This is a genomic window from Planctomycetaceae bacterium (assembly GCA_041398825.1).
Classification (GTDB): Bacteria; Planctomycetota; Planctomycetia; order Planctomycetales; family Planctomycetaceae; genus F1-80-MAGs062.
In genome coordinates, this window is record JAWKTX010000006.1 from 328,230 (window position 1) to 340,443 (window position 12,214).

Consider the following 12,214-nt stretch of genomic DNA (forward strand, 5'->3'; position numbering starts at 1 on the left):
GGTTGCATCAGGAAAGAGAGATTCGACAACTAACACAGATGCTTTATCAAAGCTTCAGCTTTGATGCCAAAATTGGCAGAATTCTTTACGACCGCATTTGTCCACGTTTCGCAGGCTTCCTGGGTTCAGCACGAGAACTCACGTCTCTGAACCAGGCGGTGCAGGTTGACAGTCGGAAACAACTGAATATCCTTCGCGGCAGTGAATCGAGCAACGAGTGCTTCTACGCCGGACGTGAACAAACGAAGCGTGATGGCACTTCTGTCCGTACGAGGGAGCCGAACAGATGCCAACAATTGGCGAGCGGATTCGACAGATCCGTAAGGATCGCAATCTCACTCAACGTGAGCTTGCTGACTTGGTGGGGATCAATTTTACCTACCTGAGCCGGGTCGAAAACGATCGACTGGATGACGATCAGACACCGCGAGAAGAAACGATTCTTCGCATCGCGAACGCGCTGAACGCTGATCCCGATGAACTACTGCTGCTTGCTCGCCGCATTCCAAACGGCTATCGCGAGAGGATTCTCAGCCAGCCAAATGTCTTTCGGAAGTTGCTGAACCTGTCGGACGACGACCTGGAAGAACTATTGAAGTCTGTCGAAGATCGACAGACGACGCCCCAGGATTGCTGACTGTTTTCGTGTCGTTGTTCCTAACGTAAGCATGAAGTCCACCGAGCGTTGGAGGCTGATTTGCGATGAGACGACATGATCTTACGAACATGCGGACACGGACAATCGATGCCGTCACCGCCATGCGAATTCGGCAGTACGAACAGCTTTCCGGAACGCCTGTAACTTTCCCGGTCCCCATCGAGAAGATCGTCGAACGAGTTCTTGGCCTACATCTTGACTGGGTCGAGATTGAGGAGGGGCCCGGTGAGCAGATCCTTGCAGGACTGATCCCTGAAGAAAAGCGGATTGTCCTGAATACAAGGCACCTCAGTCTGTTTGAAAGTAAACCGGGGCTTGAACGCAGCACGATCGGACATGAAGCCGGACACTGGGATATCGACATTGATCGGACCAGTCTGCATCATCCAAGGCTGCCTGGGTTTGAAATTCAGCGGGCGGTCGTTCGACGTCATGCTGCGAACACCAGGATGCTGGTTGAAGTTCTCAATCGGGCGGAGACAGACCATCGCTATTTTGAGATCTATCGCCAACTGACTGCTGGCCAGGATCCTCCCGAGGTTCGCAGTGCTGTCGATCGTTACCAATCTTCGCTACTGATGCCGGATTGGCTGATTCGCAGCGCGGTCAAATCCATTGACGTCACCTCGTGGCAGGATCTTTACGATCTCGCAACCGCTGCGCAGGTGAATATCTCAAATCTGATCAATCGGCTCCGACGCCTCGACATCATCTATCTGCCGGAAGGTTCCAAACAATTGTATGCCGGCCGCGATGAATTCCTTGGGCAAAAACACTTGTTCTGAACGAGCCGGCTTGACCAGTCAGAATCGATCGCAAGGGGGTGTCGTCATTTCGCCGCAGCGATGTCCTCACAGTCGGGGGACTTCGCGAAGAAGTGGGATGATGTCATCCTTCAGAGCTGCGTTCACCGAAACACCATCGCCGCCGAAGATGTCTTCATTGCCTCTCCAGTCGACGCATGCACCACCAGCCTCGCGTAAAATTGGTATGAGAGCAGCGATATCCCAGGCCGACATGATCGGGTCGATTGCCATCTCGGCTCTCCCGGTTGCGACCATCGCGTGTCCATAGCAGTCACCCCATCCCCGAGCAACTCGCACGCCTCGTATGATCTTCGAAAGAATGTCAAATCGGCCAACTGGATCCCACGACGACGGCTCAGTGAACATCACACGCGACTGGTCCAGTCGATCTTCAGTCGTGACCCGGGTACGGACCGGAGGGTTGCTGCCGATACGCCACCAGGTGCCGCTTCCTTCCGCGGCATAAACGACTTCATCCAGCGCTGGAAACGCACAAACACCAGCCACCATTCTCCCGTTCAGTTCCACACCGATGAGCGTCCCGAACAGTGGTACACCGTGAATGAACGGCTTGGTTCCATCAATAGGATCGAGGATCCAGCGAAATCCGTTGTTCGATGGTTTGTCATCGAACTCTTCGCCGAGGACTCCGTCGTCAGGAAACTGTGAGAGGAGCATTTCTCGCATGCACTGCTCCGCACCTTTGTCCGCAACAGTTACCGGAGAATCATCTGCCTTGGCTTGAACGTTCAGGTTACCCGTCTGATAGTATTTCAGGATGATTTCAGATGCTGCGCTGGCCATGTTCAGGGCGAAGTCGAGTCGGTCTTGATACGGCGACATGAATAATCACTTATTGAAGTGTCCTGCGGATGTTAGATTCTCCGCATTGTGTGAAGTCAGAGAAAAACAACAAGCCATTGTCGGCAGATTAGATTGTTGGCAGATTAGGATCACATCATGTGCGGTCGTTACACCCTGAAGACGCCTGCCCCGAAATTGATCGAATTGTTTCACACCCCTCAGTTCCCTGATCTGACCCCGCGTTACAATATCGCTCCGACGCAGCGCGTGCTTGTCATTCGGATCGATCCGGAAAATAAGCGACAGGCACTCTTGGCACGCTGGGGACTGATTCCATTCTGGGCAAAAGATGTTTCCATCGGAGCACGCATGATCAATGCCCGATCGGAAACGGTGTCTGAAAAACCGGCTTTCAGACAAGCGTGGAAAAAACGCCGCTGTCTCATTCCGGCCGATGGCTTTTTCGAATGGGAAACAGTAGCCCCGCGCCAAAAACAACCCTGGCTTATCCATATGAATGACGAATTGCCTTTTGCGATGGCGGGTTTGTGGGAATGCTGGCGGATTCCGACAGATCAGAATGGAACCCTGTCAGGCTCTCCGCCTGTTCCGTCGTCTCATGGTATGTCGTCCACGGGAGGAAATAATCCCAACGGAGAGACGGATTCGATGCTCATTTCATGCACGATTCTTACGACTCAGGCGAATGACGACGTTCGTCCATTGCATGACCGAATGCCTGTCATCCTGCAACCGCATCAATATGAATGCTGGCTGAATGAAGACAGCAGCAATCAACAGCGGCTTGATTTGCTGCAACCTTTGCCAAACGGGTCGATGTCCCGGCGTGCAGTGTCCACTGCGATCAACAAGGTTGGTAATGAAGTCGATTTCGATGCCTGAAAAGTTGACTGGCGAGGGAAAGTGTCGCGCGCGATCAACGTCCCGGTAATGGTCCTGTGTACGTAAGAATTCAAATTCAAATGCGCGCAACAGATTTCAATTCTTAATTGAGGTGTCTGCATGACGTCCGACTCGTTGTTCAACCCCGGTTACTACACAGAAAGTGAGTTGAAAAGTGCCGGGTTCAGATCGGTAGGAAGCAACGTGCGCATTGCAAAAAACAATACGATCGTAGGACTGAACAATATCTCTGTTGGTAACAATGTCCGAATTGACGGATACTGCGGAATCATCGCGAATGGGCCAGGCGTTCTTATGATCGGCTCTAATGTGCACATCGGTGGTTGGTGTTTCCTGGCAGCTGCCGAGGGCATCACAATCTCAGATTTTGCCGGGTTGTCACAGGGCGTGAAAATTTACAGTCGCAGCGATGACTATACCGGCGACTACCTGACCAATCCGACGGTTCCGGAGATCCTGCGTGGTGGAAAACGCGGCTCCGTTTTCCTGGGGAAACATGTCATTGTTGGAGCCGGAACTGTCATTCTGCCGGATCTGGTTATACCAGAAGGCTGCGCAGTGGGAGCACAGTCGCTTGTCACGAAGAACCTCAAGCCCTGGGGGATCTACTTTGGTTCGCCCGTGCGTCGCCTGAGAAACCGCTCCACTCGTTTGCTGCAACTTGAGGGGCAATTGCCGTAGGTTCCGCTGTGGTGTTGGCCGCACGAAGGCCGCTCGGATCAACGTCGAAGCGGTCGCTTTTCACGACTATCGATCGCCAAAGCACCGGCGTCCCGAACACCAGTGGGGAAGATTGCCCACTTCCTTAACTGTTAAGATCGATTCGAATGGGTGGTTTCCCCTAATCGATTGAAAAGGAAAAGACTCGCCGGTCGATCTCGTCGATTTCTTCGATAGTGGTCGACAGAGTTCGTCTTTCTTAAGGATGCAACTCAGGCATTCGTTGGCCGCGGTCATACATCGAGGTTTGCCATGACGACACGAAGTTTGCTGAACAAATTGAAGTCTGGTCAAGCTCGCCACGTGGCAGGGGATCTTCCCGGTGCCATGGCGATCTACGGCGAAGTTCTTCGGAAAGATCGCTCTCTTGTGCAAGCCTGGTTGCTGCTCGGGATTTGCTATGTCCAGAAACGACAGCTTGAAGAAGCGGAGTCCCATTTCCGTCAGGCTCTTGTACTGGCTCCGGGTGATGAAGTTGCCCGCACCCAATTGGCAAACGTGCTCATTCAAATGGGCCGCGGTGAGGAAAGCGAACAGCTGTGCCGCGAATTGCTCGACACCGATCCATTCCACTGCGAAGCATCTCGTTTGCTTGCCTCCGCCTTAAAGCTGCAGGGAGAACTGGAGGCGGCTCTGCACGCGTCGTCTGGACATTCAGCAAGAAATCCGAACGATGTCGCCGGTCTTATCCAGCATGCAGAAATGCTGATGTCCGCCGGACGGTTTTCTGATGCACTTGACGTACTGACGAAGGCGCGGTCGATTGACGGCAGAAACGCTCAGGTCTATGCGCACCTGTGTTCGGTACAGAGCCAGCTGAAACAGCATGATGAAGCGCTGGCATCACTGGAGTGTTTGTGCCAACTGGACTCTTCACTGATCAACGTTCTCAGCACGCGAGGCAATGTTCTGCTGGAGGCCGGTCGGCCGGATCAGGCAATGCACCAGTTTCAGCGGCTCATTGCGCAGGATCCACAATCATCGCTCGCGCTCAATGGGCTTGGACGTTCGCTCCTGGCGCTTGGATACTGGTCAGAAGCGATGGACTCGTTTCGACTCGCCGCCAATCTCGACATGCAGGATCGCGGCTACGACAGCAATTTCCTGTACTGTGCAACCCTGAATCCCTCCCTGAATCGCGAGCAGATTGCTGCAATGCATCTCGACTGGGGACAGCAAATTGCCGGTGTCATTGAACCAATTCAGCACGCTCCTGGTACCGACTCTGAGAGGGTTCTGCGAATTGGCTACGTTTCGGGTGACTTCCGACAGCATGCCGCAATGCGTTTTTTCCTCCCGCTTCTTCGTCACCATCGACGAGACCAGTTTGAGATCTTCCTGTATTCGACATCACGGGGCGAAGACCACGTGACGAGCGAATTGCGAAACCTGTCCCAGCACTGGCGTCGATGCTGTTCGATGACACGTGATGAGCTGGCAAGGAAAATCCAGGACGACTCGATTGATATCCTTGTTGATCTTTCAGGCCATACAAACGGTAATCGCCTTCGCGTTTTCGCGATTCGTCCTGCTCCACTTCAGGTTTCGTTGATGGGATATCCGCAGACCACTGGTTTGCAGACCATGGATTACCGGATTACAGATAGAATTCGGGACAACGGTTCTTCGGCAAACTATTTTTCCGAAACTCTGGTTGCGTTACCAAACGGAGCCGCGTGTATTGAGTTGCCCGCAGACTCACCGAAGGTTTCGGATCCCCCCGTTTTGTCCAATGGCTTCACTACTCTTGGGGCCACCCACCGGATTGAGAAAATCTCGTCCGACAGTTTACAGCTGTGGTCTGCCATCATGCATTTAGTGCCCAGTGCCCGACTTCTCATCATTCGCGACGCACTGGCCAACGAACAGATACGCAACCGACTCGTTCGGGCTCTGACTGATGCAGGCATTCCCATGGATCGAGTCACATTGGAGTGGCATGTTGGTCGTGAACACCTGAATGTGTATTCGAAGATAGATATATTGCTGGACGTCTTTCCCTGGGGCGCGTCAACGACGGCATTCGAAGCCATGTGGATGGGTGTGCCTGTCCCAACGATCCGATGGCCGGAGAAACTGACGTCGGACGCAGCGTCCTTATTACATTTCAGCGGTTGCGACGACATGATTGCTTCGGACGCAGAATCGTATGTCGAAATCACGTCGCGTCTCGCCGGAGATATCAATCGATTGGCCAGCATTCGGCGGACGCTCCGACAAACGATGGCTCGATCCGCCTGCAACGGCTCACAGTTCGCAGTCGACGTAGAAACAGCCTATCGAAGAATGTGGAAGCGTCACTGTGGAATGCCAAACGAACTTGAAATCGTTGAACGTGAGTCAGCTCCTTTGGTCTGATGAGACTCTCTTTCAGGACGCCGAGAATCCAGACTGCCAGCCCATGATTGACTTTTGATGGTTCGCTTCTGCCAGATCGCTTTTTGTTTGAATTGGGAGCAAGGCAAAACGGCGATGAAAAACATTCCGTCTCAAGCACTGAAGGCTGCGTGAATGAAGTCTGCAGTCCGTCATTTTGCGGCCTTCGGTGGAAGACCGATCTTCGAAAGACCGTTACACGTTGGTGCCCCGAACGTGATCGATACGGAATCGCTTGTGACCGAACTGCGGTCAGTGCTGATGTCCGGCACACTGACAAACAACGGTCCACGCGTGCGGGAATTTGAAACTGTCGTCGCCGCGATGACGAATTCGCGGAATTGTGTGGCGACGTGCAATGCCACTGTGGCGCTGCAGATCGTCGCCAGAGCGATGGATCTGACCGGCGAAGTCATTCTGCCTTCGTTCACCTTCATTGCAACGGCGCACGCAATGCAGTGGGTAGGACTGACGCCTGTTTTTGCCGATGTCGATCCGGTCTCCCATACGCTCTGCCCGGTCTCTGCAGCACAGTGTATTTCTGCCCGTACGTCTGCATTGCTGCCGGTGCATCTCTGGGGGAACTCGTGTGACGTCGAGTCTTTGTCAGAACTTGCCGAGCGGCACAACCTTAAGTTGTTTTTTGATGCAAGCCATGCGTTCAACTGCCGTCGGAACCAACGTCCAATCGGAACTTTTGGTCAGGCTGAAGTGTTCAGTTTTCATGCGACCAAGTTTGTTCACGCTGTCGAAGGAGGAGCCATCGTTACGAATAACGATGAATTGGCGGAACGTTGCCGAATGCTGCGCAGTTTTGGGTTCTCCTGCATGTCTGAAGTCAGTGATGTCGGAACAAATGCAAAAATGAATGAACTCTGTGCCGCAGTTGGGCTCAAGTCGCTGGATTTGATTGATCTGCTTCAATCGATCAATCGCCGGAATCAGCAGTCGTATCGACGACACTTATCCGGAGTCTCCGGTGTCCGGCTGATCGACCGGAACGCGAATGATTTCACGAATGGCCAATACGTTGTATTGATGATCGACGAGCATGCATTTGGGTTGAGTCGCGATCAGGTCATCAGATTTCTCCGGGCTGAAGGCATCTTTGCCAGAGCATACTTCTCGCCGGGATGCCATCGGGCTGAGCCGTACTGCAGGTCTGCACTTCATACTCCTGTTCCATTGCCGATTACGGAACAACTTGCGGCAAACATCATGCAACTGCCAACAGGAAGTGCTTTGGGCAATGAGCAGATTCAGGCGGTGTGTCACCTTCTGCAACGGCTCCATCGTCAACGCCGTGAGGTTTCCCGCGAAATTGAACGGAGGGGCGGCCAACTCGCGTCGCACCCGCACGATCCATTGATTTCTGCGCCCCTGTTGCGCGAAGCGGCATGAGACCCAAGATCTCGCCTGTCTCCGGTTGAGTCATCCAGCCGCAACTGCACCGCGCATGCCGTGTTGCTGCGAGCAGGTACCACCGAAGTCGTCAGCCAGCGGATGTCTTTGTATTTCGCATATCAGAGCGATTCGATGGTGGTGGCGAAACGGCGCGAGGGCTATCCTGAGGCTGGACGAGTGTTTTGGCCATTTCAGACGCATCGACGTCCACACAGACCGCCTGTTCTCATGAGCATTGCAGTGGTCGCAATTTTTCGGGATCGTTGAAATGACAGAGAAGAAACCTGATTCCCTGCTTCCAAAGGACTGGCGTGGTCGGATGAATGTTTCGTCCGTACCCACAGGCCAGAATACCCGTCACGGTACGTCTGATACAACACCAGCGACACAAATGCAGACAACGCAATCCGGAAAGCCATCGCGCCTTGTGTCACTGGATGCCTACCGCGGTTTTATCATGACAATGCTTGCTGCAAACGGCTTTGGGATTCTGGCATTCTCGCGCATTGACGCTTCGTCTCCAGTCTGGCAGCACCACGACTACGACTGGTGGCAGAGACTTGCAGAAAATTTTGAACATCCACTCTGGGTGAGTTTGAAGGGCAGTTATGGCGTCGCATTCTGGGATTTAATTCAACCCGCTTTCATGTTCATGGTTGGCGTCTCTATGCCCTTTTCATACGGACGCCGCTCAATGATGGGACAATCCGATTCCTCTCGAATGCTTCACGCGATTTTGCGTTCGGTTGTGCTCATTCTGATGGGGGTATTTCTGAATTCCATCCGTGATGAACGTACTGATTGGGCATTCCCGAATGTGCTGTGCCAGATCGGACTCGGCTATTTCTTCGCATGGCTGTTACTGAATCGATCGTATTCCGTTCAGGTCATTTCTCTGTTGATGATTCTCGGCGTGAACTGGCTGATGTTTTATGTCAATACGCCGCCGAAAGATTTCGATTACAGCGCTGTGGAAGCCCATGAGGAAGACGGCGAAGTATTTACAGATCGCTTCGCGCAATGGTCCAAGAATTCCAACACGGCATATCAATTTGACGCGTGGCTGCTGCCGAAACTGCGATCTGCCGACAGTGATGCGGAGACCTCGAACGCCACGGATGATTCCGCAGCAGCCTCAACGGCCGACAAAGATGGCAGTGAGAAACTTGCTCAGGACTCCAATCCGAAGAAACCTGCACTCTTGCGGAGACTCCTTTTTTCGAACCCTGAGCCCTATCGACCAAATCGTGGTGGCTACACGACATTGAACTTCGTGCCGTCGATTGGCACCACGCTGATCGGCATCATGTGCGGGCAATTGTTGTTGTCGGGTGCGGTCCCCCCATGGCGAAAACTTTGGATGCTCGTGGGTGCAGCCGCCCTTTGTTATGGAGTTGGGCTTCTGATGCATCACACGATGTGCCCCATCGTGAAGCGAATCTGGACGCCTTCCTGGGTGTTTTTCAGCGGAGGGTTTATTATCGGAATGCTGGCCCTGTTTTATCTGGCGTTTGACCTGCTTCCTTTCCGAAGAATTGCATTTCCGCTGGTGGTGGTTGGGATGAATTCCATTCTGATCTACATGATGGGACAGCTGATCCGGGGATGGACCGCAAGCCAGATACTTCGAGTTCACTTCACCGGGCTTATCGAAGCCATCTTTGGCTCCACAGCGCTGGACCCGGAGTGGTATGCTCCGATCGTCGAGTCAACCGGGGTGTTCCTGCTTTTCTGGCTGTTCCTGTTCTGGCTTTATCGGCAGCGCATCTTCCTGCGCATCTGATGTGCATGCGAGGGCAGGCAGTTTGATGGTCAAATTGGTTTACCGTGGCTCGAAAGACAAACGAGTTTGCGGAAGTTGTGGAAAACGGAAACTGTCATCAGGATGCTTCAGGTCAATGATTCACGTATCTTCTCTGGTCAGAACCTTTGGAGTGCACCGGGCGGTGGATTCCATCACATTTCAGATAGCCCGCGGCGAATGTTTCGGACTTCTGGGAACCAATGGCGCAGGGAAGACCACGACAATCAGTATGATGACCGGGCTCTTGTCTCCCGACAGCGGACATGTGACCATTGACGGGCTCCAGCCAACAAGTGCACAGTGTCGACAAAAGATTGGGATCGCCCCCCAGACATTGTCCCTTTACGATGAATTCACTGCCGTTGAAAACCTCCGATTTTTCGGTCAGCTGTATGAACTGCAGGGGGCACGACTGGACGACCGGATCCGATGGTCGCTGGATTTCAGCGGACTGCAGGATCGTTGCAACGATCGAGTCGGTACATTTTCGGGCGGTATGAAGCGACGGCTGAACATTGCCTGCGCATTGATTCATGACCCGGAAATCGTGATGCTGGATGAGCCAACCGTGGGTGTGGATCCGCAATCCCGCAATCATATTTACGACGGCATCGCTCATCTGAAACAACAGGGACGCACAGTCATCCTGACCACCCATTATCTGGAAGAAGCAGAGCGAGTCTGCGATCGAATCGCCATCATGGACAACGGCCATATTCTCGCTCTGGATACCCTGAAAAACCTTATTGATCAGCATGGGGGCGAAACCGTTGTTGAAATTGAATTCGCGACAGAGCCCCCTGACCCATCTGTTCTGCCCGGCAGAATTCGTGAAGATGGACGCCTGATCTTTGGCTGCTCTGAGCCCATGAAGGAAGTCCTGAACCTGTCCAGATCAGGCGTCGAAGTTGCCAGTCTTCAGATTCGCCAGCCCAACCTCGAATGTGTCTTTCTGAACCTGACCGGCCGACAACTTCGTGACGAGTGAACGTTTTCGCATTCTGCACCTCTTCGATTTCTGTGGCCCCTCGCAACGAGTCTTTCAAAGGTGGAATGAATGAAACGCATCCTGTTGATGGCGATCAAAGATCTGAAACTGCTCAGCCGTGATCGTGTTGGAATGTTCTTTATCGTGGCCTTTCCGATTCTGATGGGTGTCTTTTTCGGGTTCGTTATGGGGAGAGTCGGCCAGAAGGGCTCGACCAAAGTGTCTCTGGCCGTCGTGGATCAGGATCGTTCACCAATGTCGCTGCGATTTCTGAAATCGCTTCAGAGTGATCCTCAAGTGAATGTCCAGACGTTGCCTCGCGACGAGGCCATGGATGCTGTTCGACGCGGCAAGCTTGTGGGAATGATCGTTCTGCCCGAGCGCTTCGGCGAATCGGCCGGCATTCTTTGGGCGAAGCAATCTGAAATCGAAGTGGGACTCGATCCCTCCCGCACTGCCGAATCGGCAATGCTGGAAGGTATGATCATGCGGTCTATGGGGGAGCTGATCAATGCTCGCTTTCAGGACCCTCAATCAATGCGTTCCGCGATTGCCGATTTCCGCACGCAGGTTTCGAAAGACCAGTCGATACCGATTGCCAGCCGCACTGTCATCGCGGGATTTCTGGGGACTGTCGATGCATTTCTGAAGTCGCTGGCGGAAGCCAATGATCAGGTAAACTCGTCGGACGACGATCCAGGCGTTGCAGCTACGGATGCCGACAGGATCACCACAAACTCAGAGAATGTTGCAGTCGTCGGGAACGGGACAACAACCACAAGCGGTAATTCCACCGGGCTTCGGCTGGCGAATATCAAACGCATCGATGTAACGCGAGACGTCGAACCGGGCAGTCAGGCAGCACTGATGCAGAATATTCGTTCGCGATGGGATATCAGTTTTCCTCAGTCTGTTGTATGGGGAATTCTTGGCTGTGTGGCGGGATTTGCGACGTTGATGGTTCGGGAACAGTCTATCGGCACGCTGACTCGACTGCAGGTCGCCCCGTTTCCCCAGTGGCATATTCTGGCGGCCAAAGGTGTTGGCTGTTTTATCGCCGTATCCGGTGTAGTGATGCTCATGATGCTTGTCGGTACGTTTCTCGGGATGAGGCCCGGCAACTGGCTGCACCTGGTCATGGCAGCCATCTCAACCGCCATTTGTTTTGTGGGAATTATGATGCTGCTCTCTTTGCTCGGCCGAACTGAGCAGGCAGTCAGTGGTGCTGCGTGGGGAGCATGCGTGATTATGGCCATGTTTGGGGGAGGTATGATCCCTGTCGCGTTTATGCCCGATTTTATGAAGTCATTAAGCAACCTGGATCCTGTTAAATGGGCTGTGATCAGCATCGAAGGTGCCGTCTGGCGCGGATTCAGCCTGACTGAAATGCTGGTCCCGTGTGGTATCCTCATGGGCACAGGGGTTGTTTCGACACTCCTTGGATCGGTGCTGATTACACAACGAAGCCGCAGATGAATTGTTGAGATCCTCCGCCAGTTTGAACGCCTCCGCGGTCACAGGAAGAGTCGTGGCATCTTCAACTCCGGGACATCACCGGCGGAACTAGATTTCACCGATGTTCGCTTCGTGATGCTCTCGCTTCACGCGGGTTGCATCATCCGGGCAGGGACGGAGTTCTTCTGTTGGATTTTCGGGGCACCGCGAACTATCCTGCCGAACTCCGAGGGCCGGATCTTCGTCCGCAGATCGGAAATGGACCGTTGTGAATG

The 12,214-nt window shown here is 53.4% G+C and carries 10 protein-coding genes; 9 read left to right on the forward strand and 1 reads right to left on the reverse strand.

The genetic code is table 11. The annotated features are described in order from the left end of the window. Window positions 1-286: 286 nt before the first annotated feature. Both R3C20_13275 and R3C20_13280 read left to right on the forward strand, forming a co-directional pair. Window positions 287-637 (forward strand): helix-turn-helix transcriptional regulator, encoded by a 351-nt coding sequence (locus R3C20_13275; GenBank protein MEZ6041471.1) that lies wholly within the window; start codon window positions 287-289, stop codon window positions 635-637. Between the two features lie 65 nt (window positions 638-702). Continuing rightward, entirely contained in the window at window positions 703-1,443 is a 741-nt protein-coding gene (locus R3C20_13280; GenBank protein ID MEZ6041472.1) for a hypothetical protein, read from the forward strand. Window positions 1,444-1,509: 66 nt separating this feature from the next. Here R3C20_13280 and hisN read toward each other — a convergent pair whose 3' ends face one another. Then, on the reverse strand, window positions 1,510-2,307 hold the full coding sequence (gene hisN, locus R3C20_13285; GenBank protein ID MEZ6041473.1) for a histidinol-phosphatase: 798 nt from the start codon (window positions 2,305-2,307) through the stop codon (window positions 1,510-1,512). A 117-nt stretch (window positions 2,308-2,424) separates the two neighbouring features. Between hisN and R3C20_13290 the strand changes: the two genes are divergently transcribed. From R3C20_13290 to R3C20_13320, 7 genes are all read left to right on the forward strand, one after another. Beyond that, window positions 2,425-3,171: an SOS response-associated peptidase gene (locus R3C20_13290; GenBank protein MEZ6041474.1), complete on the forward strand. Its 747-nt coding sequence runs from the start codon at window positions 2,425-2,427 to the stop codon at window positions 3,169-3,171. Window positions 3,172-3,291: 120 nt separating this feature from the next. Continuing rightward, a complete protein-coding gene (locus tag R3C20_13295) occupies window positions 3,292-3,873 on the forward strand; it encodes an acyltransferase (protein ID MEZ6041475.1) in 582 nt (193 codons plus the stop codon). Between the two features lie 291 nt (window positions 3,874-4,164). After that, on the forward strand, window positions 4,165-6,270 hold the full coding sequence (locus R3C20_13300; GenBank protein ID MEZ6041476.1) for a tetratricopeptide repeat protein: 2,106 nt from the start codon (window positions 4,165-4,167) through the stop codon (window positions 6,268-6,270). Window positions 6,271-6,423: 153 nt separating this feature from the next. Then, window positions 6,424-7,689, forward strand: coding sequence for a DegT/DnrJ/EryC1/StrS family aminotransferase (locus tag R3C20_13305; protein ID MEZ6041477.1), 1,266 nt, complete (start codon window positions 6,424-6,426; stop codon window positions 7,687-7,689). Between the two features lie 271 nt (window positions 7,690-7,960). Continuing rightward, the gene (locus R3C20_13310; GenBank protein MEZ6041478.1) at window positions 7,961-9,475 is read left to right on the forward strand and encodes a hypothetical protein; all 1,515 of its coding nucleotides are present in this window, start codon (window positions 7,961-7,963) and stop codon (window positions 9,473-9,475) included. A gap of 115 nt (window positions 9,476-9,590) precedes the next feature. After that, window positions 9,591-10,484, forward strand: a complete 894-nt coding sequence (locus tag R3C20_13315; GenBank protein MEZ6041479.1) for an ABC transporter ATP-binding protein — start codon at window positions 9,591-9,593, stop codon at window positions 10,482-10,484. 69 nt (window positions 10,485-10,553) lie between these two features. Continuing rightward, on the forward strand, window positions 10,554-11,960 hold the full coding sequence (locus R3C20_13320) for an ABC transporter permease (protein ID MEZ6041480.1): 1,407 nt from the start codon (window positions 10,554-10,556) through the stop codon (window positions 11,958-11,960). The last annotated feature ends 254 nt before the right edge of the window (window positions 11,961-12,214 follow it).

Excerpts from the sequence above, each read along its gene's own strand:
- R3C20_13305 (MEZ6041477.1), top strand. The coding sequence starts at position 6,424 with ATGAAGTCTGCAGTCCGTCATTTTGCGGCCTTCGGTGGAAGACCGATC.
- R3C20_13295 (MEZ6041475.1), top strand. The coding sequence starts at position 3,292 with ATGACGTCCGACTCGTTGTTCAACCCCGGTTACTACACAGAAAGTGAG.
- R3C20_13280 (MEZ6041472.1), top strand. The coding sequence starts at position 703 with ATGAGACGACATGATCTTACGAACATGCGGACACGGACAATCGATGCC.
- R3C20_13275 (MEZ6041471.1), top strand. The coding sequence starts at position 287 with ATGCCAACAATTGGCGAGCGGATTCGACAGATCCGTAAGGATCGCAAT.
- R3C20_13310 (MEZ6041478.1), top strand. The coding sequence starts at position 7,961 with ATGACAGAGAAGAAACCTGATTCCCTGCTTCCAAAGGACTGGCGTGGT.
- R3C20_13315 (MEZ6041479.1), top strand. The coding sequence starts at position 9,591 with ATGATTCACGTATCTTCTCTGGTCAGAACCTTTGGAGTGCACCGGGCG.
- R3C20_13300 (MEZ6041476.1), top strand. The coding sequence starts at position 4,165 with ATGACGACACGAAGTTTGCTGAACAAATTGAAGTCTGGTCAAGCTCGC.
- R3C20_13290 (MEZ6041474.1), top strand. The coding sequence starts at position 2,425 with ATGTGCGGTCGTTACACCCTGAAGACGCCTGCCCCGAAATTGATCGAA.
- R3C20_13320 (MEZ6041480.1), top strand. The coding sequence starts at position 10,554 with ATGAAACGCATCCTGTTGATGGCGATCAAAGATCTGAAACTGCTCAGC.
- hisN (MEZ6041473.1), bottom strand. The coding sequence starts at position 2,307 with ATGTCGCCGTATCAAGACCGACTCGACTTCGCCCTGAACATGGCCAGC.